The organism is Sphingomonas sp. NPDC092440 (assembly GCF_044754985.1).
Taxonomy (GTDB): domain Bacteria; phylum Pseudomonadota; class Alphaproteobacteria; order Sphingomonadales; family Sphingomonadaceae; genus Sphingomonas.
Genome location: NZ_JBIVQA010000003.1, coordinates 248148 through 269390, shown reverse-complemented (window position 1 = coordinate 269390; position 21243 = coordinate 248148). Strand labels below are relative to the sequence as shown.

Genomic DNA, 21243 nt, shown 5'->3' with positions numbered 1-21243 from the left:
AGGCGCGGTGTCGCAGGCGCGCTATCGCACAGTCCGCGCGGCCAATTGGCTGCGCCGGCAGATCCGCTCCAACGCCCTGTGGTTCCTGGCGCTGGCGCTGCTCGTCGGGCTCGGCGCCGGCCTCTGCGCGATCGCGCTCGGCCAGATCGCGCGGGGCACCCAGCGGCTGCTGTTCGGGCTGGCGCAGGGTGAGCATCTGAGCGCCGCGGAGGCGATCGCGCCCTGGCGGCTGATCGCCCTGCCCATCGGCGGCGCGCTGCTCGGCCTGGCCCTATGGTGCCTGCGCCGGCGCCAGGCGGTCGACATTGTCGAGGCCAATGCGCTGCACGGCGGCCGCATCCCCGCGCGCGACACCGCCATGGTGGTCGGCACCACCCTGCTCTCCAACAGCTTCGGCGCCTCGGTGGGGCTCGAGGCGGCCTATGCCCAGGCCGGCGGCGGCCTGGCATCGCTGCTCGGGCAGCGGATCAAGCTCCGGCGGAGCGACCTGCGCACGCTGATGGCCGCCGGCGCGGGCGCGGCGGTCAGCGCCGCATTCGGCGCCCCGCTCGCCGGCGCCTTCTACGCCTTCGAAGTGGTGCTCGGCGCCTATAGCACCGCCACCGTCGCCCCGGTGATGCTCGCCGCGCTCGCCGCCGCGGTGCTGGCCCGCGCGATGGGCATGACGCCCTATGTGATCGCGGCCGGCGGCATGCACCCGATCGGCACGGCCGATTACATGCTTTATGCGATCCTCGGCTTGCTCTGCGCGGGACTGGGCATCGCCTTGATGCGGCTGGTCTCGCTGGTCGAGCGCGCGGTGCATCGCTCGCCCTTGCCCGCGCACTGGGCGCCGCTGGCCGGCGGGCTGCTGCTGGTGCCGCTCGGCCTGCTCTCGCACCAGACGCTTTCGGGCGGCCACGGCGCGCTCAATCTCAACCTGATGGCGGAAGTCACCATCGCCGGGCTGGCGCTGACGATCCTGCTCAAGATGCTCGCCTCGGCGGTGTCGCTCGGCTTCGGCTTTCGCGGCGGCCTGTTCTTCGCCTCGCTGTTCCTCGGCTCGCTGGTCGGGCGGCTCTACCAGGTGGTGCTGGCGCAGATCCCCGGACTCCACATCCTCGCCCCCGACGACGCCACCGTGGTCGGCATGGCCGGGCTCGCCGTGGCGGTGGTCGGCGGCCCGCTCACCATGTCGCTGCTGGTGCTGGAAGTGACGCACGACTTCAGCATCACCGGCGTCGCCGTCGCCGCCACCCTGATCTCCTCCACCGTGGCGCGCGAGACCTTCGGCTACAGCTTCTCCACCTGGCGGCTGCATCTGCGGGGAGAGACGTTGCGCAGCGGCCGCGACGTCGGCTGGATGCGCGCGCTCACCGCCGGGCAGATGATGCGCCGCGACGTGCCCCAGCTCGCCGCAGACGCCAGCGTCTCGGCGTTCCGGGAACGCTTTCCGCTGGGATCGACCACGCGCGTCGTGCTGCTCGACGGGAAGGGCCATTATGCCGGCATCGTCGAGACGGCCGCGGCCTGGTCGCCCGATGTCGAGCCGGTGGCGGAGATCGGCACGCTGGGGAAACTGTCCCAGGCCAGGCTCGTACCCGAGCTGGGGATCGGGGAGGTGCTGGAAATGTTCGACCGCGTCGCCGCGGACGATCTGGCGGTGGTCACCCCCGATGGCCGGGTCCTCGGCCTGATCACCGAGCGGCATGCCCGCCGCCGCTATGCAGAAGAGCTGGAGCGCTCGCAGCGCGAACTGTACGGCGAGACTTGAGGCGCTTCACTCTCTATCCGTCATCCCCGCCTTCGCGGGGATGACGAAGAACGGCGGACGGATTACTTTCGCGCGCCGGTCCGCTTGGCGATAACGTCGTTGCGCAGCGCCTCGCGCCGGGCGAACAGTTCGGCTTCCTCGGCGGGGCTCAGCCCGCCGGCGGCGTAGCGCGCTTCCAGCGTGTCGATCTGAAAGGCTTCGCGCTTGAGCTGCTTCGCCTGGCGGCGAGTCAACTGCCCGCTGTCACGGCCGTCCCGGATGTCGCTGCGGATCCTCGCCGTCTCGGCGGCGCTCCGGTCATGGCCCATCGAGCTGCCCGAGGGCCCCTGCATGGTCGGCCCGCCCCAGATCTGGGCGGAAGCCGGCGCGGCGGCGATGAGCAGGGGTATCGGGATCAGATAGCGGCGCATCACGACTTTCCCCAAAGCAGTGTTGGCGGGAGGGTCGGGCTCGTTGGTTGAATGGGCGCTGAATGCGAGCCTCAGGCCAGTCGCGCTGCCAGCCTCGACAGCAGATCATCAAGCGCGTTGACCGGGCAACCTATGGCGAAACAGTCGATGGACGGTTCGAGCGTAAAACCTGGCCGTTCTGAAAGCCCCAATTCCGTGAAGAGCAGCCCCTCTCCCGAGCCATCCGGAGCATTGGATATGAATACCGCGCAGCGATCCTCGTCATCACTGAAACTGACCAGCACCTTGGCACGGCCACAGGACCAATGCTGTTGGCGACCAAAAATCTGCCCTGCAGGCTGTTCTCTATCGAGATTGAGCATGGATAACGGATACTACCTCACGGTAGGTGACGGCAAGAACAGTGCGCGGAACGGAAAAGGGGCGCCCGATCGCTCGGACGCCCCTTCCCTAAATCGATGTTCGCGAAGGATCAGCTGTCCTGATCCGCGCGGCTCACGCCGGCGCCGTCGAGATTCTGCGACACGAAGTCCCAGTTGATGATGTTCGCGGTGATCGTCTCGAGATACTTCGGACGCAGGTTGCGATAGTCGATGTAATAGGCGTGCTCCCACACGTCGATCGTGAGCAGCGGCTTCATGCCCTCATAGACCACCGGCGTGTCGGCGTCGTGCAGCGAGGTGACCTTGAGCGCGTCGCCGTCGAGCACCAGCCAGCCCCAGCCGTTCGAGAAATGGTTGGTCGATTCCGCGATCAGCTTCTTCACCAGCTCGTCGGTCGAGCCGTATTGCGCATCGATCAGCTCGGCGAGCTTGCCGCTCGGCGCAGTCTTCTCGCCGGTCAGGCCCTGCCAGAAGAAGCTATGGTTCCAGATCTGCGCGGAGTTGTTGAACAGGCCCTTGTCGCCCGTAGCCTTGGCATGCGCGATCACTTCGCTGAGCTTGCGGCCCTCCAGGCCCTTCTCTGCGATGAAGCCGTTGGTCTTGTCGACATAGGCCTTGTGATGCTTGCCGTGATGGAACTCGAGCGTCTCCGCCGACATGTGCGGCGCCAGCGCGTCCTTGTCGAACGGAAGCGGGGGAAGTTCGAAAGCCATGCGGGTCTCTCCAAGGTCACCAGGGGGTTCACCCGGCCAACGAACCGCCGGGCGATGCGGTCCCTCCCCTAGCGCGCAAAATTCGCCGCTGTCGCGGAAAAATCGTTGCGTCGCGCAAATGAAAATTCCGATCGCGGGCGATTGGCGGAATTACTGTTGCAAACGCTAATCATTAGCTTGATTTTGCTGGACTTGTTTCCTCTGACGAGCCGCCGCGCCGAACCCCATCATCCCCGCGCAGGCGGGGATGATGAGAAGGCAAAACGGGGATGAGGAACAGGGCAGCGCGAGAGAGCCGTCAGCCCCCCACCTGGAGCAGCTCATGCCGCTTCAGCGCATGGCGAAGCTGGTCGTAGGTCAGCCCCAGCGCCTCCGCCGTGGCACGCTGGTTGAAGCGGTGGTCGGCGAGCGCACGCTGGAGCAGCTCCTTCTCGAAGCGCGCTACCCGGCCCTTGAAGTCGGCCGCCCCCGCGACGATCGCAGGCTGTTCTTCGAGCACGATATGCGCGGGGCCGGCCGGCGCGGGCGCCGGTGCGGACGAGGCGCTGCCCTGCATCGGGCGCATGCGCCAGGGCGACTGGAAGGGATCGATCTCGATCGCGTCGATCGGCCCATCCTGCTCCCAGCGATAGACCGCGCGCTCGACGACGTTGCGCAGCTCGCGGACATTGCCCGGCCAGTCATAGTGCGTGAGAATATCGAGCGCGTGCGGGCCCCAGCCGGGCCAGTCCACCCAGCCGATCTCGGATGCCATGCGCCGGCCATAGAATTCCGCCAGCACCTCGACATCGCCGCCGCGATGCCGGAGCGGCGGCAGCGTCACCACTTCGAAGCTCAGCCGGTCGAGCAGATCGGCACGGAAGCTGCCCTTCTCCACGCGCTCGGGCAGATGCTCGTTGGTCGCCGCGACGATGCGGACATCGACCTGCACCGGCCGCGACGAGCCGATCCGCGTGATCTCACCATATTCCACTGCGCGCAGCAGCCTTTCCTGCGCGCCCATCGACAGCGTGCCGAGCTCGTCCAGGAACAGCGTGCCGCGATGCGCCTCCTCGAACCGCCCCACCCGCGCCTTGGTCGCACCCGTGAAGGCCCCCGCCTCATGGCCGAACAGCTCGGCCTCGATCAGGGTCTCCGGCAGCGCCGCGCAGTTCATCGTGACGAGCGGCTGGTCCCAGCGCGGGGACAGGCGGTGAAGGCGCTCGGCGACCAGTTCCTTGCCGGTGCCGCGCTCGCCGATCACCAGCACCGGGCGATCGAGCGCCGCGGCGCGGCTGGCGCGTTCCAGCGCGTCGAGAAATGCCGAGGACTGGCCGATGACCTGGGTTATGCGCTCCATGCCAAATCCTTGGTGTATTTTCCCAACACTTGGCAAGTGCAATCCCGCACCTGAACGCCAAATGAATGGCAAAAATGGCGGATTTCTGCGGTTTTCACAAATTGGCACGCCCCCTGCAAAGCTTTGGACAAGCCCGCTGACGGGCCAGGAAAAACGCCAAGGTTCAAGGAACAGGAACATGACCGCCAACGCCGCCTACTACCGCAACGCCTTCTTCTCGGTGGCTCTTTCGGTAGCCGCCAGCCTGGTCATCATGGCCGGCACGGTCGGTCCGGTGATGGCCTGAACGAAACGACAAGGGTCTCCCGCTCGCAGCCCCTCGCGAGCGGAAACCTGACGGGAGGGGTCACCCCCTAGGCCCCTCCCGGCAGGAAACAGAAACGAAGGAGTAACGACGAAATGGGTATCTTCTCGCGAACCCGTGACATCATCGCCGCCAACGTCACCGATCTGCTCGACAAGGCGGAGGATCCGGCGAAGATGGTCCGCATGATCATCCTCGAGATGGAGGAAACCCTGGTCGAGGTCCGCGCTTCCGCGGCCCGCACCATCGCGGACCAGAAGGAGATGCGCCGCCACATCGCCAAGCTCGAGAAGCTCCAGGAGAGCTGGACCGAGAAGGCGGAGCTGGCGCTCTCGAAGGGCCGCGAGGATCTGGCCAAGGCCGCGCTGGTCGAGAAGCAGAAGGCCGCCGACATGTGCGAGCAGCTTTCGGAGGAGATCTCGGTGCTCGACGAGGCGCTGCGCGCTTCGGAGGAGGACATCAACAAGCTCCAGACCAAGCTGCGCGAGGCTCGCGCCCGCCAGAACTCGATCGTCACTCGCATGGAGAGCGCCAACAACCGGGTGCGCCTGCGCGAGATGACCAATGGCAGCCGCATGCAGGACGCCTTCTCGCGCTTCGACGTGCTGGAACGCCGGGTCGACCTGGCCGAGGGCCGCGCCGATGCCGCCGGGCTGGGCGCCGCACCGAAGACGCTCGACGAGGAAATCGCCGAACTCCGCTCGTCGGAGAAGGTGGATGCCGAGCTCGAAGCCCTGAAGAAGCGCCTCGGCAAGGGAGAATAAGCGATGGAAGACGTCTTCCTTCCCATCGTCATCGTCGGGATGCTCTTCATCGGCCTCCCCTGGGTGATCATGCACTACATCACCAAGTGGAAGCAGTCGGGCACGATCACCAACGAGGACGAGAAGCTGCTGGACGAGCTGCACTACACTGCCCGCCAGCTCGAGGAGCGCCTGCTCACGATCGAGCGGATCATCGCCGCCGACAACCCCGATTTCCGCCCTGTCCGCGACGTTCGCTCCGAACAGAGCCCCTATGATATTTCCCGGAGGAACTGAGATGTCGAGCCGCACCAGATTCTATCTCGACAAGGCCAATGGCAAGTGGCTGGGCGTCTGTTCGGGCCTGGCGGACTATACGGGCATCGACGTGCTCTGGCTTCGCCTCGGCATGGTGCTGGTCACCTTCAGCACCTTCCCGATGGGCCTGGTCGCCTATCTGCTGATCGCCTGGCTGGCCCCGGCCAAGCCCAATGGGCTCTACCAGGGGCCCGAGGAAGCCAAGTTCTGGCAGGGCGTGCGCAGCAACCCGAGCCGCTCGACCGCCGAGGTCCGCTCGAAGTTCCGCGACATCGACCGCCGCCTGGCCGATATCGAGATGTACTATACGAGCCGCAACACCCGGCTCGCCGACGAGATCGACAGCCTGCGCTGAGCCCATCGCCAGGTAAGTCAACAGGAGGAAGAGATGAGGGAGTTGAGTTGGCTCGTACCGGTGCTGATCGTCGCTGCGGTGATGGCATCCCGGGCCTTCCAGACCTGGGTCCGCGCCAAGCATGGCTACCCGATCGAGGATGAAGATGGCCGCCGCGGCCGCCGCAGCTTCCGGGGCCAGGCCGGAGACCTGGAAGCAGACCGCAAGATCGCGCTGCTCGCCTCGGAGAATGAGCGGCTGACCGGCCAGATCAGCCGGCTGGAGGAGCGGATCGCGGTCCTGGAACGGATCGCCACCGACCCCGCCGAGCGCGTGGCCCGCGAAATCGACAGCCTGCGCTGAGCAACGGCCCAAGGAGAGAAAAAAGATGGAAAAGGTTCAACTCTTCACCGCCTTCGCCCCGGCGATCACCATCGTCGGCATCGCGGGGATCCTTGGCTGGGTGCTCACCACCTGGATGCGCGTGAAGCATGGCTATCCGCTCGACGGTTCGTGGGGCCAGGCGATCTACCCGCAGAACAGCGACGAGGCGATGGAGCGGATCAAGCTCCTGAGCCAGGAAAATGCCCAGCTCCGTGCCGAACTGGGCGCGATCAAGGACCGGCTCGCCAATGTCGAGCGGATCGTGACCGACGGCGCGCACATGCTCGACCGCGAGATCGAGCAGCTGCGCGGCCCGCATAACTGAGGAGGTTCAGATGTCGATGGTCCCCCTGCTCATCCCGATCCTGGGCATCTCCTGCGGCCTGCTGGCGATCCTGGGTGGTGTGTTCATCAAGCCCTGGATCGCGCTGCAGCAGCGCAAGCTGGAGCTCGAGGCGCAGATGGTCGCCGAAAAGGCCGCCCAATATGCGGCGCAGACCGAACGGCTCGAACAGCGCGTCCGGGTGCTGGAGCGGATCGTGACCGACAAGGGCATCGACCTCTCCGACGAAATCGAGAAGCTGCGGGATGTCCCGCCGCTGAACTGAGAGTTCCCACGCGGCGCACCGCGCGCCGCCAGTAAGAGGAAAGTCCGACATGATTGCCATCATAGTGTTCGCAGTGCTGACGGCACTGTGCGGGGGAGCTATTGTCCTCGCCGAAAAGCGGGACCGCCCCGTCCGCCGCGCCGAGCGGCTCGCCCGGGCCGCCCAGCAGAACTGATCCCACGCAGCGCGTCTGAAGGAGTAGTGGAAATGCAGTGGGCCGAAATGATTGTCGCAATCGTCGTGATCGTCACGATCGGCAGCGTCATCAAGGCGCGCTACGGCATCGGCAACGACAAGGACGGCAACGAGGTCCATCGCGGCAGCGCCGCCACGGACAGCTCCGCCGCCGAGAATGCCCGGCTCCGCGACGAGATCCGGGCTCTCAAGGAGCGCGTCCAGGTCCTCGAACGCGTGATCACCGACACCGAAGGCAGCCTTCGTCTCGACCGCGAGATCGAATCGCTGCGCGACAAGAACTGAATGCGTCAGACCAACGGAGGCATGACGTGACCCAGGATCCAACTCTCTATCTCACCCTCGCCCTTTCCGGCCTTGCCGGGCTGGGCATGATCGTTGCGGCAGGCCTTTCGGGCTGGCGCGGCTGGCTGGCCCTGAAGCAGCAGGAGCTCGATGCCCATCATGCGCCGGAAACGGTGCCCGCGATGCCTACCGCGGCATCGCGGATCGAGATCGCCGATCTCAAGGAGCGCATCCGCAAGCTCGAAGCAATCGCGGCCGGGGTGGACCTCTGAGGTCCACCCGGCTAGCGGCGGGGCATGACCAGCCTCGACGACTTGGCAGAAGAATATGCGTTCCTCGAAGCCGATGACCGCTATCGCCTGCTGATCGATCTGGGCCGCGGGCTGGAAGCAATGCCCGACGTGCTCAAGACCGACGCCACCCTGGTCCGCGGCTGTTCAGCCGCGGTCTGGGTCTATCCCACCCGGCGCGACGACGGCCGGCTCCATTTCCTCGCCGATTCGAACGCGGCGATCACCAAGGGCATCATCGCGCTGGTGCTGCTGACGGTGCAGGACCAGGCCCCGGCGGAAATATTGGCGACCGATATCGAAGCCGCGCTCGCGCCGTTCGATCTCCGCAACCAGCTCAGCTCCAACCGGACCCAGGGCATCCCCAACATGATCGCCTTGGTGCGCGAGACGGCGCAGCGTTACGCGGGCTGAAACTCCCCTCCCTGGACAGGGAGGGGCCGGGGGTGGGTCAAGGCCGGACGTACGGCAACCGATCGCCCGGATCTCACCATATCGCGTACATCCCCCTAACCCCTCCCTTCCAGGGCGGGGAATGCCAATGGTCAGCCCCGCCCCAGCCCCAGTTCCCCGGCCACCAGGTCCAGATCCGTGCCCTTCGGCACGAGCAGCCACTCCCTCGGGCCGCCGGCATCGACCACCGTCACCGCGCCGCGCGGGCAGACGCCCATGCACTTCACCTCGACGATCCCCGCCTCGGCCTTGCGGCCCTTCCTCAGGCCGAGATGCTTGCGCAGCGCCTTGGCGAGCGGCGTACGCCCCTTGGGCCCGAAGCCGCCCTTCAGCTTCTTCGAGCATTTCGCGCAGACCAGGATCGTTTGCCCCCAGTTGGCGGGGACGCGGTGCTTCAATCGCCCTTCCACGTCCGCCGTTCCTCGGCCGCCTTGAGCACGTCATAGGCCGCCTGGATCGCCTGGAAGCGCTGGGCCGCCTCGGCGTCACCCGGCTTCACATCGGGGTGGTTCACCTTGGCGAGCCGGCGCCAGGCACCACGCACCGCCTCGAAATCGGCATCGACCTCGAGCTCGAGCACCTCGAGCGCGCGCATCTCGTCGCGCGAGCGGCTGCCGTCGCCCGGGCCCGCCCAGCCATTATACTTCGCCTCGGCGAAGCCCGACGCGTCGCGTCGCTCGTCCGCCTCGCGCTTGGCCGCCTCTTCCGCGGTCAGGCCGGCGAAATAATCCCAGTTGCGGTTATACTCGGCGGCGTGCGCCTCGCAGAAATACCAGCGCTCGCGGCTGTTGGGCGATTTGGGCGCGGGCCGATCGCCCGGCTGGTCGCAACCATGGCGATCGCACATGCGCACCTGCACGGCTTCCCGCTCGGCGCCGTACGCGCGCCAGCGCGGGAATCCCCAGTCGGTCGATCGCGTCTGCCTTGCCATGCCGCCCAGATAGCCCCTCGTTCGGTCGGCGCAAGCGCGATGGCGCTCCGTAAAGTGAAATGCCAGAGGGTCTATAAGCCGGGTTCTGTCCTCGCCTGACGGCGATGTGCGACCATTCCTCTAGGCGACGGATCGCTCCGCCGCTCCAGCAACCAACCCGGGCGACGGGCCGGAACCAGGCCCATGCGCCGCCCCTATTCGGTCTTGCTCCCGGTGGGGTTTGCCGTGCCGCTTCCGTTACCGGTCGCGCGGTGCGCTCTTGCCGCACCCTTTCACCCTTGCCGCTCCTTGCAGGAGGTAGGCGGTCTGCTCTCTGTGGCACTTTCCCTGGGGTCGCCCCCGCCGGGCATTACCCGGCACCGTGTTTCCGTGGAGCCCGGACTTTCCTCGCGTGCTTGCGCACCCGCGGCCGCCCGACCCTCTGGCGAGGACCGCTCTAGCGAAGCCGCGCGCGACTGCAAGGGTTCAGGATGTTTTGCCCGGTTCGGCGGCACGCAGCACGGCGGTGCCCCAGGCCATCACCTCGACCCGCCAGGTAACGTTCAGACCCGATGCCAGCGCGATCTTGCGATAGTCCGATCCCAGGCCGGTCACGCCGTCGGCGCCGCGCACCCGCGCGATCCGCTGCACGGCCTCGGTCGCCTCGCTCACGGTGGGGATATTGACGGAAGCGGGCACGCCCCCGCGCGCGTCGGCGCGGGCGACGCCGGAAAGATAGGCCTGGACCGGGCCCAGGGACGTCAAGCCGATATTGCTGCTCAAGGCGTAACCACCTCCGCCTTCCTATAGATCATCCTATACTTGCAATAGTCTGCATGAAAATGGTGCACGCCTGCGTAACTAATCGTCGCCCTGGGGCTTGGGCAGGAGCAGCGCGAGCAGCAGGCAGCGGCATTCCATGTCGATCTCGCCGTCGATCATCTCGGGCCGGAAGCGGCGCTGAAAGGCGATGACCGCGGCCTGCTCGTCGATCACGTCATAGCCGAAACGCTCGAGCGCCATGATGAAGCCGGCATCGGGCCAGCCTGGATCCATCAGGTTCTTCGTGGGCCGCGGCAGCGCCAGGCGCAGGCGGGCGAGCGCGTGCCAGTTGAACAGCTCGCCCGGGTCCTGCTTGCGCGCCGGCGCCACGTCCGAATGGCCGACGACGTTGCCGCGCGTGATGCCGTAGCGCGCCTTCACCTCGGCGACGAGCGGGATCAGCGCCCCCATCTGCTCGGCCGGGAACGGGCGATAGCCATGCTCATGGCCGGGATTGACGATCTCGATGCCGACCGAGGCGGAATTCACATCGGTGATCCCGCGCCAGTGCGAGCGGCCGGCATGCCAGGCGCGCTTCTGCTCGGGCACCAGCCGGTGGATCGTGCCATCCTCATCGACCAGATAATGAGCGGAGACCTTCGCCGCGGGATCGCGCAGCCGGTCGAGCGCCGCGGCGGCGCTCTCCATGCCGGTATAGTGCAGCACGATCATCGTGACCGGCAGCGCCCGCTCGTCGAAATTGGGCGAGGGCGCGTCGAGAAAGGCCAGGCCGTTGTGCATCGCGCGAGGCTAGCCGCGCAGGGCCGCCGCGATCAACCCGCCGCGCGCAACGTTCCCGGCGTGTCGACCGGACGATAGAAGCCGCGATAGCGCTCGCAAGGCACGAAATGATCGGTCTGGCCGATCACCGTCTCCCCCGCCCCCAGCGCCAGCAACCCGCCGGGCCGCATCGCCGAAGCCAGGCTGTCGAACACCTTGCGGCGCACCGCGAGTGAGAAATAGAGCATCACGTTGCGGCACAGGATGATGTCGAACATGCCCGCCGGGGCAGGATCGAGGGTCAGGTTGTGCTGGCGGAACTGGAGCTTGCGCACCAGCTCGGGCTTGGCGGCCCAATCGGCGCCCACCGTGTCGAACCAGGTCATCATCCGGAGCACGGGCAGGCCGCGCTGGATCTCGAACTGCGAGAAGCGCCCGCTTCGCGCCCGCGCCAGGGCCGCGGGGGAGACGTCGGTCGCCACGATCTCGGGATCGGGCAGGCCGCGTTCGGAAAAAAGCATGGCGAGGCTCAGCGGCTCCTGCCCGGTCGAGCAGCCGGCGGACCAGATGCGCAGCCGGCGGCTACCCGCCTCGGCCTGCATCGCCTCCGCCGCGTCCACGATCATGTCGAGCACGGCGGCGTCGCGGAAGAAGCTGGTCTCCTGGTTGAGCAGCGCATCGACCACCAGGTCCGCCAGTTCCCCGGTCCGTGCCGCGATCAACTGCGCCACCAGTTCGTCGAGGCTGGCCAGCCCGCGCGCGCGCAGGATCGGCTTCAGCGCCGTCTCGATCCGCCAGGTGCGGTTCGCGGCGATCTGCTGGCCGGCGCGCTGCTCGAGCAGTGCCGCAATCATGTTCATCGCGCCTGCCGAGGCGATCGGCGTGGAGCCCGGGATCATGCCCCGCCTCCGCCGCGGGCGATCAGCCGCCCGATCTCGTCCGGCGGCAATATCGCGCTCGCCCGCCCGGCATTGGCGACCGCGCCGGGCATGCCCCACACCACCGAGCTGGCCCGATCCTGCGCCAGCACCCGCGCGCCGGCATCGATCAGGTCCCTGGCGCCCTCGCAGCCGTCGCGGCCCATGCCGCTCAGCACCACGCCCAGCGCGCGGCCGCCGAACACTTCGGCGACGCTCTCGAACATCGGATCGACCGAGGGCATGCAGCCGCTCGGCGCCTTCTCATGGGTCAGGCGGATCGCCGCGCCGTCGGAAGTGCGGACCACGCGCATATGGGCGTCGCCGGGAGCCACGATGATCCGGCCGGGCCGGATGCGCATCCGGTCGGCCGCGACTTCGCAAGGCCGGCCGCCGAGCACGGCGAGCTGGGTGGCGAAATAGCTCATGAACGAGACCGGCAGGTGCTGTGTCACCAGGATCGGCACCTGGAAGCTCGCCGGGATCGCGCGCAGCAACTGGCTGAGCGCATGGATGCCGCCCGTCGACGCGCCGATCGCAACAAGGTCGAAGCCCTCGGGCGCCTGGGCGGGAAACTGATATTGCGGATGCGGTGCCGCCGGCTCGGGCTGCGCATGGGCATGGGCCTGGGCTTCGAGCAGGCGGGAAAGCCGCTCCTCCAGCACCTCGGCGAAGCGGCCGCCGAACGCGCCGATGCCGGGCTTCACCAGCGTGTCCGCCGCCCCCAGCGCCAGCGCCTGCACGGTCACCGCCGCACCCTGCTCGGCCGCCGAGGACACGATCAGCACCTTGGCGCCCCGCCCCGCCGCGATCACATCGGGCAGCGCGGTGATGCCGTCGATTCCCGGCATCTCGATATCGAGCAGGATGATGTCGACGCTGTGCGTCTTGAGATAGTCGAGCGCCGCGCGCACGTCGCTATAGGCGGCCGCGACGCGGAAACGGCGCGTGCCTTCCACCATCCGCCCCAGCACCGACCGCGCGACGACCGAATCGTCGACGATCAGCACCTGCGCCGGCCCGGCGGGAGTGCCGCCGTATCCGGTGTCCGCAAGAGATGCCTGCGCCACTTGTGGCTCCCTCATGCGCCGCTCAGGCGACGCCGACGATCTGCAGCTTGCTTTCCAGCGTCTCGCGGTCGAACGGCTTCATGACATATTCGTCGGCGCCCGCCTCGATGGCGGCGCGGATATAGGCCATGCCGTTCTCGGTGGTGCAGAACACCACCTTGGGGCGCTGCGGCAGCCCCGAATCCTTCAGCGCGCGCAGGAAATCCATGCCGCTCATCACGGGCATGTTCCAGTCGAGCAGGATCACGTCCGGCGGCGTCTGCAGGCAGGAGTCGAGCGCCTCGCGGCCGTCACCGGCCTCGCGCACTTCGAAGTCGAGCGTTTCCAGGATGTGCCGGGCGACCTTCCGGATCACCTTGGAATCGTCGACGACCAGACAAGTCTTCATTTTCCCCTGTTCCCCGCTTTCAGCGCTCTAGGTGGAGTGGACAGTGCACGAAAGGCGTAAGCGCCACGTTAATCGCGAGATTAATTCAGCCCGGCATGGCCGGGGACGAGGCTGGCAAGGTCGATCGCGAGGATCGGCTCCCCGTCGCGCTCAACGATTCCCCGCCCCGCCCCGCGCCAGGCGGGATCGAGCGTGACGCCCTGCGCGAGCGGCAGCAGCTCGAACGGCGCGACATCGTCGAGCGCGTCGACCAGCATCGCATAATGATGCCCCTCGACATGGGTGATCACCGCGCGGCGCGCCGGGCTGCCGCCCGCCATGCCGAGCGCCGACTGGGTGTCGACCACCGTCACCACGCGGCTGCGCAGCGCGGCAAGCCCGCGGACATGCGCCGAGGCGCGCGGCACCGCCGTCACCTCGCCGATATCGACCACCGATTCCACCTGCTCGGAATCGATCGCCACGGCGCGCCCGGCGATCTGGGCGATGAGATAGAGATGCGACATCAGCGGCCTGCCTTGCCGGAAACCCGGGCTTCGAGCGCGGAAAGCAATCCCGCACGATCATATCTATAGACGCTGTCGTCGCCCGAGCCGCCCGCGGCGCGCTTCTTGCGCAGCCGCACGACCGGCGCGGGCCCGCCCGAAGCGCCCTGATTCTCCTCGGTGGAGAGCACGACGGCCGGCGTCTCGCCCGGCGCCAGGCGCAGCGCGACGCGGTAGCCCGATGCCTCCAGCAGCGGTTTGACGAACGACGCCATCCAGCCATCGTCGTCGCCCGCGATCAGGCAGAGCGGCGGGCTGTCCTCCACTTCACGCTCGGCATGCTCGTCGAATATCCACAGCATGTCGACCAGTTCGATCTGCTCGCCGTCCACCAGCACCACGCCGGCGATCGGCCCCGGCTCGCGGGCCGGCGCGATCTCCTCGGGCAGCATCACGATGTCGGCAGCTTCCTCGATCGCGTAGCTCACTTCGTTGGTGCCGTCCTTGAGCCGCAGCACGTTGATCCGCTCCAGCCCGTTCAGGTCGCCATGCGCGGCGAGCGGCAGGATGCGGTCGTCGATCGTCACGCGGAAGCGGCCCGCGGCGAAGCGGACATTGCCGGCATCGACTTGCTCCACCCGATCGACCGCGGCCAGCGGCACTGCACGGCGCACGCCGTCCAGGTCGCGGAACAGCAAGGCGGGCAGCCCCGGGGCGACTTCGGCTTCCTCTTCCTCCTCGAAGATCTGCTGGCCGTCGCGGCTGAAATCCAGGCTCGCGGCCTTGGCCATGCCGGCGCAGTCGAGCAGCAGCATCGGCAGGCCCGAATCCGGCAGCGTCTGGCCGGCATAGAGGCCGGTCGACATCACCGCGGGCGAGGCCGGCTTGATCACCAGTTCCTCATTGTCGAGCACCGTGTCGACCGCGAGCGCATAGCTGCCCTCGCTCACGCTGACGATGGCCAGCATCTGGCAGCCCTCGTCGCGCGGCACGGCGGCGGGCAGGCCCAGCATGTCGGCAAGATGGATCAGCGGCATCCGGCGCTCGCGCACGGTCGCGACCGGGGAGCCGCCGACCAGGTCGATGCGGATCGCCTCGCCGCGCTCGGTCACGATCTCCTCGATCGACTGGCGCGGAATCGCGAAGCGCTGGCCGTCCACTCCCACCACGATCGTCGAGATGATCGAGAGCGTCAGCGGCACATGGATGGCGATGCGCAGGCCCTTGCCCGGCGTGCTGTCCAGCTCGACGCGGCCGCCGATCTGCTCGATCGCGGCGCGCACCACGTCCATGCCCACGCCGCGGCCCGAAATCTCAGTCACCACGTCCCTGGACGAAAGCCCCGGCTCGAATACCAGGTCGAGCTTGGCGCGGGCCGAAAGGCCGCGCAGCTTGGCCTCGTCGCGGCCATTGGCGGCAAGCTTCTGGATCAGCCGCTCGGTATCGATGCCGCGGCCATCGTCCGCGATCTCGATGATGATCTGATTGCCCGACTGGCGCGCGGAGACCGACAGCCGGCCATTCTCGCGCTTGCCGCCGGCGCGGCGCTCGGCCGGCGTCTCGATGCCATGGTCGATCGAGTTGCGGATGATATGGACCAGCGGATCGCGCATCACCTCGATCATCTCGCGGTCGAGCTCGACGTCCGAGCCGTCGACCTGGAGCATCACCGACTTGCCCAGCCCCGCCGCCGTGTCGCGCACCATGCGCGGCAGCGCGGAGAAGAGCGCGTCGATCTTCTGCATGCGGGTGCGCGTCACCGTGTCGCGCATCTCGCCCACGGTGAGCGACAGGCGCTCGAGCGCGGCCTCGATGGCAGGATCGATCTCGCCGTTGCGCAGCCGGCGCGCGAGTTCATTGCGCGCGAGCACCATGTCCGACATGCCGGACATCATCCGGTCGAGCAGGTCGACGTTCAGGCGCACGCTGCGCGCGGGCGCGCGGCTGACGATGGGGCCGGCATGGGCGATCTCCCCGGCGCCTTCGGCCAGCGCGGCGACCAGCAGGTCGTCGCCGCTGTCGTCCAGGCTCGTGCCCGATTCGATCGCCTCCACCAGCTCACCGATCCGGTCGACCACCGCGAGCACGGCGTTGACCAGCCCGCGATCGGGCGCGCGCCTGCCCTCGCGCACCTGCGCCAGCACGTCCTCGGCGGCGTGGCTGAGCCGGCCGAGGCGCGGCAGGTCGAGAAAGCCGCAGCTTCCCTTCACCGTGTGCACGAAGCGGAAAATGGCATCGAGGCGGGCGCGGTCCGCGGGATGCGCCTCCCACGCGACGATCTCGCCCGAAAGCGCTTCGAGCGTCTCACGCGTCTCGGCGATGAATTCCTGCAGCAGGTCGTCCATGGGGCCCCGGAAAGCAAATTTGCGGGGCAGTTGTGCGGGATGGGTGGTTAAAAGGGCGTTAGTGCTCGGGCGATTGCCGCGCGCCGTCCGCATAGCTCGCATCGAGCAGCGCCGTGCCAAGGTCCCCCAGCTTCTGGTAATCGAAGCTCGCATTGGTGAACACGATCACCGTATGCCCGTCGGCGAGCACGCGGCGGGCGAGCATCCGGAAGCCGCCGTTCGAGCCATCCTCCCATGCCGCCGCGCGCTCCCGGCCCCCGATCGGCTCCACGCGCACCCGGCCGCCCAGCGCATAATGCTGGTCCGGCATCAGCGTGGTCGTCAGCGCCCGGCGCGAGGCGGGGCTGAGCAGCTTGCCGTCCAGCACTGCGTTCATCAGCGTCATCAGGTCGGGCGCGCTGGTGTAATAGCCGCCCGCCATCGCCATGAAATCGGGCACCGGATTGGGCTTGCGCACCGGCTCGGGATCGAGCCCGGCATAGCCCTGCGCCATGCCCTTCACCGCGCCGGAATCGCCGCGATAGACGCCGCTGTCCTTCAGCCCCAGCGGTTTTACCAGCAGCCGATCGACCAGCGCCGCATAGGACCTGCCGGATACGCGCTCCACGATCGCCTTGGCGATCAGCCAGTTGGAATGCGAATAGTCCCAGGCGGTGCCGGGCGCGAAGGCCAGGTCGCCACTGGCATAGCGTCGCACTGCTTCCATCTGGTCCAGCTCGATGCCGCGCGTCGCCGGATCCTTGCGCGCCGCCAGGATCTGGTTGGGCACGCCGCTCGAATGGCTCATCAGGCGCCGCAACGTAAGCCTGGCGCCGGTGTCGGCGCGATAATCGGGCAGGTAGCGGCTGATCGGCGCGTCGAGATCGAGCTTGCCCTGGTCCACCAGCTTGAGGATCACGATCGAGGCGATCCATTTGGACACCGATCCGGTCTCGAAGCGCGTGTTCGGCAGCATCGGCACGCCGTTCGCGGCATCGGCGCGCCCGAATCCTTCGACCGCCGCAATCCGGCCGCCCTTGCCGACCAGCATCACGCCGTTGAACCCGTCGGCCTCAGCGGAGGCATCGGCGATGTCATGATAGGATTGCGCGGCAGCCGGCGCCGTGCCGGCCCCCAGCAGGATTGCAGCGAGCAGTGCAAGTCGCTTCACGGGCAGGCTCCGACAGGATGATCTTCCGACGATGGCATGCGCCAGTGTATCATTCAAGCAAGACGGTTAGCATGCCTCGCTCCCGACGCTGGAATTGTAGGATCCCGCCAGATAGTTCCCTTTTTGTTCCGATTCGGTTCGGAACCTCGGACACCGCCCAAGGTGCCGCTCAAAGGAGAATTACGAATGATTTCGGTCAAGGATTTCGGCGCGCTGGGCGACGGCACGACGAACGACACCGCTGCCCTCAATACGGCCTTCTCGCAGGTCGGGCGGAGCATCTACATCCCCAAGGGGTGCTATCTCCACGATCAGCTCGATCCACCGGTCTGCGCGCAGATCATCGGCGAGAGCGAATATTGCGCGATCCTCAAGCCCAGGGCCGGCGTCGCCATCGGGCTATCGATCGCCGGGGGTGAGCACTATCCCGCAAAGCTGGCATCGTTCCAGATCGACGGATCGCTTACCTCAGGCGCTATCGGCCTGTTCCTGGGGCAGGCCTCCAGCGCGGTGCAGGCGGACGGCGTCCGGGTCTTGAACTTCAAGGGAACCGATGCGGTCGGCGTGCGGGTCGGCGACCTGCTCAAATCGACCATTCGCAAGCTGACCGCGCAATGCAATACGCTGAACCTGCATGTCGAGCAGGTCGTGGACCTGTTTCCGACGACGCTTCATTTCGATTCATGCGTGTTCGCCGATGCGTGCACCCATGGCGCCAAGCTGGTCGACGGGTGGAACATCCTGTTCACCAATTGCGATTTCGAAAGCTCCGCCCTGGAAGGCACGCTGCTCGCGCCTCGCGACCAGGGCAATCTGGACCAGATCGTCTTCGACAGCTGCTGGTGGGAGAAGAACTATTTCTCGCATCCGGATCGCTACCAGTTCGTGGCGGGCGACGGCACGCCCCGCGCCGGCGCGGTCATCCATGCCACGCTGCGCAACCCCCGCTTCTCGACCGACACCAACTCCGCCAAGGCGGTGCACATGAACGGCCCGGCCGTGCAGGGCTTCGTCATCACCAACCCGACGATCTACTCGGCCGTGAACGGCGCGATCTCAATCGAGAACGGAGCCTTTGGCGAGATCAACGAATGGCAGGTGATCCGCGGCATGCTGTTCGACAGCGTCGTGCATGACCCGGACAACAAATGCGCATCGAGCGGCTCCGCCGGCTTCAGGTCCTGGACGCCGACGTTCAGCGTCCCCGGCGCAGGCCCGGCGGGCATCGCATCCTCCACCGTCGCGATCGCCGACTACCGATTGGAGGGTGCCAAGACGATGCTCCAGCTCGATTTCACCGTGGTCCTGGCATCGACGGCTCCGCCGACGGCGGTGGTGGCGACGCTGCCGCCCGGGCTCACTCCGGCCCAGTCGGCCGTGTGCTTCGGGTTCGTGATGGAAGACAGCGGCAGCGGCCCGGCGTACGCTCCCGGCGTCCTCGCCGCGTTCACCGATGGCAAGCTATATGCGCGAAAGGCCGACAACGCGGCGTTCGCCGCTGGTGCCACAGTCAACTTTCGCGGCGTGGTAATCTACGAAAACTAGCCCGGCGCTCGGCGACGGCTGCCTTCCCGGAAACACCGGGGAAGCAGCCGTTCGGCCCCGCGCTCACCCCACCCGGAACGACGCCCCGAACAGCAGGACCTCGGCATCGGGCGGGCTTACCTGGAGCATGCCGCCGCCCTGGGTGACCAGCGCGTGGATCAGATAGGCCGCCGCCGCGCGCGGCGTGATCGGCATGTCGTCCTTGCCGCCGGCCAGCGCGCCGCGCAGCTCGGGGTCGAGCACGATGCGCGGGCCGTCGGCGCGCACCACGATCTCGATCTGGCCGTCGACGATCTCGGCGCCGATATCGAGCTGGCCGCCGCGGATCAGCGCATCGCCGCCGATCAGCGCCAGGTTCATCAGCACCTTGATCGCCTGTTTGGGCAGCACCGGGTCCTCGACCATCCAGCCGACATTGACGCGGTGGTTCTCGCCGAACAGCCCCTCGATCGCCGCCTGCGCCTCGCGCGTGTCGACCGTCTCGCCGAAACCGCCCGCCGCGCCAAAGGCCAGGCGGAAGAACTTCAGCTTGTTGGCGCTCGCCTTGGCGCTCTCGTTGAGCAGCTCCAGGCAGCGGGCGCGCATCTCGGGATCATGCTCGTCGGCGAGCAGCTCCAGCCCGTTGTTGAGCGCGCCCACCGGGCTCAGCAAATCGTGGCAGAGCCGCGAGCAGAGCAGGCTGGCGAAATCGGTCGGGCTGATGTTCAAGATGCTTGCTCCCCCGCAGGTGCAGCCTCTTTGGCGCAGGGCGCGCCATGCTGCAAGCGCGCCTGTACGCGCCATCCGGGCAACGCTACCATTCCCGGAAAACACGGGAGAGACCATGCGATCGGCCCTGCCCCTGCTCGCCGCCCTGCTGCTGGCCGCCCCCCTGCCCGCACCGGCGCAGGAACGGGCCGCCGCCGGCACGGATCTCCGCATCGACAAGGCCCGCATCGATCGCGCGCTGGCCGACATGGTGGCGAGCGGCCGCGCGGCCGGCGTCTCGGCGCTGGTGTGGAAGGACGGGCGCGAAGCCTATTTCGGCGGCGCCGGCCTGGCCGATCGCGAAGCAAGCCGGCCGATGCGGCGCGACACGCTCGTCCAGATCTATTCGATGACCAAGCCGGTCACCGGGGTCGCGCTGATGCAGCTATGGGAGCAAGGCCGGTTCGGCCTCGACGATCCCCTGTCCCGCTACCTCCCCGAATTCGCGACCATGCTGGTGCAGGACGGCACCGACGCCGCGGGGCGGCCGCTCTGGCGCCCCGCGAGCCGCCCGGTGACGATCCGCGACGTGCTGCGCCACACCGCCGGCTTCGCCTATGGCGACGGGCCGAGCGCGGCGGAGAAGGCCTTCGCCGCCGCCGATCCGCTCGGCCTGGATCACGACCTGAGCGAATTCGGCCGCCGCCTCGCCCATGTGCCGCTGCTCTTCGATCCCGGCAGCGCGTGGCGATACAGCTCGGCAGTGGACGTGCAGGCGCTGCTGGTCGAGCGGCTCTCGGGCCGGAAGTTCGAGGAATATGTCCGCGAGCACGTCCTCGAACCGCTCGGCATGAAGCAGGCGGGCTGGACCCAGCCGATGGAGCGGCTCGACCGGTTCGCCGCCACCTATGTGCTCGGCGCGGACGGCAAGCTGGTCCGCGAGCCCGACGCGGTGACCCGCGCGCGCAACTTCCCCCGGCCGGCGATGACGATGGGCGGTGCCGGCATCGTCGCGCCGATCGACGACTATATGCGCTTCGCCCGCATGCTGCTGGGCCAGGGAAGCCTGGACGGCGTGCGCGTCCTGCGGCCTGCCACCGTGCGGCTGATGGCGACCGATCAGCTCGATCCGCGCATCGCCGACAGGTCCTGGCTGCCGGGCAAGGGCAATGTCGGCTTCGGCATCGATTTCGCGGTGCGCACCGGCCGGGCGAGGACGCCCGACGAGAATCGCGGCACGGTCGGCGAGTTCTTCTGGGACGGTGCGGCCTCGACGCTGTTCTGGGTCGATCCGGCGAACCGGCTCGCCGCAGTGCTCTTCGTCCAGACCAAGCCCTTCCAGGCGACGCTGCACCGCGACTTCCGCCGCGCAGTCTATGGCGACGCCTATCTGGGGCCGGCCGGCGACGAAGCGCCCGAGGACCCTAGACCACTTTCCGCCCGGTGAAGAGCTGGATCAGGCCGACCACGACGGCAATCACCAGGAGAAGGTGAATGATCCCGCCGGCAACGTGGAAGGTGAAGCCCAGCAGCCAGAGGATCAGCAGGACGACGACGATGGTCCAAAGCATCTGCATGCTCTCCATTTAGCGTTCGTCCGTCAACGGGTTGCGCCGTCGAAACGTTCCCCGGCGACCTGCGGTTTTTCCGGATTACGCACCCCGCGCCGCTTGCTGCTACAATGCGGCCGGG

The 21243-nt window shown here is 67.7% G+C and carries 30 protein-coding genes and 1 other RNA gene; 14 read left to right on the top strand and 17 right to left on the bottom strand.

Annotated elements, in window-relative coordinates:
* The first annotated feature begins 7 nt into the window (after positions 1-7).
* Positions 8-1753 carry a chloride channel protein gene (locus tag ACIQCS_RS06690; protein ID WP_345851253.1) on the top strand — a complete coding sequence of 582 codons (1746 nt, stop codon included), beginning with the start codon at positions 8-10 and terminating at the stop codon, positions 1751-1753.
* Positions 1754-1815: 62 nt separating this feature from the next.
* Here the strand turns inward: ACIQCS_RS06690 and ACIQCS_RS06685 are convergent, their stop codons facing one another.
* From ACIQCS_RS06685 to pspF, 4 genes are all read right to left on the bottom strand, one after another.
* Positions 1816-2163 (bottom strand): hypothetical protein, encoded by a 348-nt coding sequence (locus ACIQCS_RS06685; protein WP_345851252.1) that lies wholly within the window; start codon positions 2161-2163, stop codon positions 1816-1818.
* Between the two features lie 71 nt (positions 2164-2234).
* The gene (locus tag ACIQCS_RS06680) at positions 2235-2525 is read right to left on the bottom strand and encodes a hypothetical protein (RefSeq protein ID WP_345851251.1); all 291 of its coding nucleotides are present in this window, start codon (positions 2523-2525) and stop codon (positions 2235-2237) included.
* A gap of 110 nt (positions 2526-2635) precedes the next feature.
* Positions 2636-3259 carry a superoxide dismutase gene (locus ACIQCS_RS06675; RefSeq protein ID WP_280278601.1) on the bottom strand — a complete coding sequence of 208 codons (624 nt, stop codon included), beginning with the start codon at positions 3257-3259 and terminating at the stop codon, positions 2636-2638.
* Positions 3260-3557: 298 nt separating this feature from the next.
* Positions 3558-4598, bottom strand: a complete 1041-nt coding sequence (gene pspF / locus ACIQCS_RS06670) for a phage shock protein operon transcriptional activator (protein ID WP_345851250.1) — start codon at positions 4596-4598, stop codon at positions 3558-3560.
* Between pspF and ACIQCS_RS06665 the strand changes: the two genes are divergently transcribed.
* The 11 genes from ACIQCS_RS06665 (at position 4576) to ACIQCS_RS06615 (ending at position 8473) form a co-directional block, all read left to right on the top strand.
* Positions 4576-4884 (top strand): hypothetical protein, encoded by a 309-nt coding sequence (locus ACIQCS_RS06665; RefSeq protein WP_401530380.1) that lies wholly within the window; start codon positions 4576-4578, stop codon positions 4882-4884. The genes pspF and ACIQCS_RS06665 overlap by 23 nt on opposite strands.
* A gap of 113 nt (positions 4885-4997) precedes the next feature.
* Entirely contained in the window at positions 4998-5666 is a 669-nt protein-coding gene (gene pspA / locus ACIQCS_RS06660) for a phage shock protein PspA (RefSeq protein ID WP_280278599.1), read from the top strand.
* Between the two features lie 3 nt (positions 5667-5669).
* A complete protein-coding gene (pspB, locus tag ACIQCS_RS06655; RefSeq protein ID WP_280278598.1) occupies positions 5670-5942 on the top strand; it encodes an envelope stress response membrane protein PspB in 273 nt (90 codons plus the stop codon).
* A gap of 1 nt (position 5943) precedes the next feature.
* Positions 5944-6318, top strand: a complete 375-nt coding sequence (pspC, locus tag ACIQCS_RS06650; protein WP_280278597.1) for an envelope stress response membrane protein PspC — start codon at positions 5944-5946, stop codon at positions 6316-6318.
* Positions 6319-6351: 33 nt separating this feature from the next.
* Entirely contained in the window at positions 6352-6660 is a 309-nt protein-coding gene (locus ACIQCS_RS06645; RefSeq protein WP_401530377.1) for a hypothetical protein, read from the top strand.
* A gap of 25 nt (positions 6661-6685) precedes the next feature.
* Entirely contained in the window at positions 6686-7006 is a 321-nt protein-coding gene (locus ACIQCS_RS06640; protein WP_345851248.1) for a hypothetical protein, read from the top strand.
* Between the two features lie 16 nt (positions 7007-7022).
* Complete coding sequence (locus ACIQCS_RS06635; protein ID WP_345852089.1) at positions 7023-7289, top strand: hypothetical protein; 267 nt, start codon at positions 7023-7025, stop codon at positions 7287-7289.
* Positions 7290-7338: 49 nt separating this feature from the next.
* Complete coding sequence (locus tag ACIQCS_RS06630; RefSeq protein ID WP_256924105.1) at positions 7339-7464, top strand: hypothetical protein; 126 nt, start codon at positions 7339-7341, stop codon at positions 7462-7464.
* Between the two features lie 32 nt (positions 7465-7496).
* Entirely contained in the window at positions 7497-7769 is a 273-nt protein-coding gene (locus ACIQCS_RS06625; RefSeq protein WP_345851244.1) for a hypothetical protein, read from the top strand.
* Positions 7770-7855: 86 nt separating this feature from the next.
* Positions 7856-8041: a hypothetical protein gene (locus ACIQCS_RS06620; protein ID WP_345852087.1), complete on the top strand. Its 186-nt coding sequence runs from the start codon at positions 7856-7858 to the stop codon at positions 8039-8041.
* 24 nt (positions 8042-8065) lie between these two features.
* On the top strand, positions 8066-8473 hold the full coding sequence (locus tag ACIQCS_RS06615; RefSeq protein ID WP_345851242.1) for a SufE family protein: 408 nt from the start codon (positions 8066-8068) through the stop codon (positions 8471-8473).
* Between the two features lie 131 nt (positions 8474-8604).
* Here the strand turns inward: ACIQCS_RS06615 and ACIQCS_RS06610 are convergent, their stop codons facing one another.
* The 11 genes from ACIQCS_RS06610 to ACIQCS_RS06560 form a co-directional block, all read right to left on the bottom strand.
* Positions 8605-8910, bottom strand: coding sequence for a (2Fe-2S) ferredoxin domain-containing protein (locus tag ACIQCS_RS06610; protein ID WP_345851241.1), 306 nt, complete (start codon positions 8908-8910; stop codon positions 8605-8607).
* Positions 8907-9443 carry a J domain-containing protein gene (locus tag ACIQCS_RS06605; protein WP_345851240.1) on the bottom strand — a complete coding sequence of 179 codons (537 nt, stop codon included), beginning with the start codon at positions 9441-9443 and terminating at the stop codon, positions 8907-8909. Before ACIQCS_RS06605 ends, ACIQCS_RS06610 begins: the two co-directional genes overlap by 4 nt.
* Before the next feature lie 58 nt (positions 9444-9501).
* An RNA gene (gene rnpB / locus ACIQCS_RS06600) (RNase P RNA component class A) lies at positions 9502-9868 on the bottom strand.
* A gap of 40 nt (positions 9869-9908) precedes the next feature.
* Positions 9909-10187, bottom strand: coding sequence for a hypothetical protein (locus ACIQCS_RS06595; RefSeq protein ID WP_345851239.1), 279 nt, complete (start codon positions 10185-10187; stop codon positions 9909-9911).
* Between the two features lie 96 nt (positions 10188-10283).
* Positions 10284-10985: an N-acetylmuramoyl-L-alanine amidase gene (locus ACIQCS_RS06590; protein ID WP_345851237.1), complete on the bottom strand. Its 702-nt coding sequence runs from the start codon at positions 10983-10985 to the stop codon at positions 10284-10286.
* 32 nt (positions 10986-11017) lie between these two features.
* Positions 11018-11863 (bottom strand): protein-glutamate O-methyltransferase CheR, encoded by an 846-nt coding sequence (locus tag ACIQCS_RS06585; protein ID WP_345851236.1) that lies wholly within the window; start codon positions 11861-11863, stop codon positions 11018-11020.
* The gene (locus ACIQCS_RS06580; protein WP_401530508.1) at positions 11860-12843 is read right to left on the bottom strand and encodes a chemotaxis protein CheB; all 984 of its coding nucleotides are present in this window, start codon (positions 12841-12843) and stop codon (positions 11860-11862) included. The genes ACIQCS_RS06585 and ACIQCS_RS06580 overlap by 4 nt, the downstream gene beginning before the upstream one ends.
* Before the next feature lie 130 nt (positions 12844-12973).
* Positions 12974-13339 (bottom strand): response regulator, encoded by a 366-nt coding sequence (locus ACIQCS_RS06575; protein ID WP_086129096.1) that lies wholly within the window; start codon positions 13337-13339, stop codon positions 12974-12976.
* Between the two features lie 80 nt (positions 13340-13419).
* Complete coding sequence (locus ACIQCS_RS06570) at positions 13420-13845, bottom strand: chemotaxis protein CheW (protein WP_345851231.1); 426 nt, start codon at positions 13843-13845, stop codon at positions 13420-13422.
* A complete protein-coding gene (locus tag ACIQCS_RS06565; protein ID WP_345851230.1) occupies positions 13845-16169 on the bottom strand; it encodes a chemotaxis protein CheW in 2325 nt (774 codons plus the stop codon). Before ACIQCS_RS06565 ends, ACIQCS_RS06570 begins: the two co-directional genes overlap by 1 nt.
* Before the next feature lie 58 nt (positions 16170-16227).
* Positions 16228-17319, bottom strand: a complete 1092-nt coding sequence (locus ACIQCS_RS06560; protein WP_345851228.1) for a serine hydrolase domain-containing protein — start codon at positions 17317-17319, stop codon at positions 16228-16230.
* Between the two features lie 186 nt (positions 17320-17505).
* On the opposite strand from ACIQCS_RS06560, the gene ACIQCS_RS06555 reads away from it, so the two are divergent.
* Positions 17506-18864 (top strand): glycosyl hydrolase family 28-related protein, encoded by a 1359-nt coding sequence (locus tag ACIQCS_RS06555; RefSeq protein ID WP_345851226.1) that lies wholly within the window; start codon positions 17506-17508, stop codon positions 18862-18864.
* Between the two features lie 63 nt (positions 18865-18927).
* Here the strand turns inward: ACIQCS_RS06555 and ACIQCS_RS06550 are convergent, their stop codons facing one another.
* Entirely contained in the window at positions 18928-19572 is a 645-nt protein-coding gene (locus tag ACIQCS_RS06550; protein ID WP_086129092.1) for a histidine phosphotransferase family protein, read from the bottom strand.
* A gap of 115 nt (positions 19573-19687) precedes the next feature.
* On the opposite strand from ACIQCS_RS06550, the gene ACIQCS_RS06545 reads away from it, so the two are divergent.
* Complete coding sequence (locus ACIQCS_RS06545) at positions 19688-20998, top strand: serine hydrolase domain-containing protein (protein WP_345851223.1); 1311 nt, start codon at positions 19688-19690, stop codon at positions 20996-20998.
* On the opposite strand, the gene ACIQCS_RS06540 is transcribed toward ACIQCS_RS06545, so the two are convergent.
* Positions 20976-21122 carry a lmo0937 family membrane protein gene (locus ACIQCS_RS06540; RefSeq protein ID WP_345852085.1) on the bottom strand — a complete coding sequence of 49 codons (147 nt, stop codon included), beginning with the start codon at positions 21120-21122 and terminating at the stop codon, positions 20976-20978. The two genes, ACIQCS_RS06545 and ACIQCS_RS06540, sit on opposite strands and share 23 nt — an antisense overlap.
* Positions 21123-21243: the final 121 nt, after the last annotated feature.